The organism is Winogradskyella ouciana, assembly GCF_009709615.1.
GTDB lineage: Bacteria > Bacteroidota > Bacteroidia > Flavobacteriales > Flavobacteriaceae > Winogradskyella > Winogradskyella ouciana.
On sequence record NZ_WJYA01000086.1, the window covers coordinates 1 to 276 of the forward strand.

The following is a 276-nucleotide window of genomic DNA, read 5'->3' on the forward strand; positions in this document are numbered from 1 at the left end:
CAAGCCTGGCAACCAAGGAAAGTAAAACCTCCAAGAATTGTCCAAAGCATATATTTTTCAACGTTTGCACGGTCCATGCGGTGACCAGCTTCAACGGCAAGTACCATTGTAACACTACTTGCAATCAAAATGAAGGTCATGATACCTACAAATACCAGCGGCAATGAGATTCCGTGAAGGAAAGGAACCGATTCGTATACCTTTTCAGGTATTGGCCAATACACATTGGAAAAAGTAAAATCTGCTGCTTTTCCCAGATAAGATGGAAAACTAAAA

The 276-nt window shown here is 40.9% G+C and carries 1 protein-coding gene; it reads right to left on the reverse strand.

Annotated elements, in window-relative coordinates:
- Window positions 1–276 (reverse strand): cytochrome c oxidase subunit 3 family protein (locus tag F1003_RS17015; RefSeq protein WP_497986923.1); only part of this gene is annotated, 276 nt, incomplete at both ends.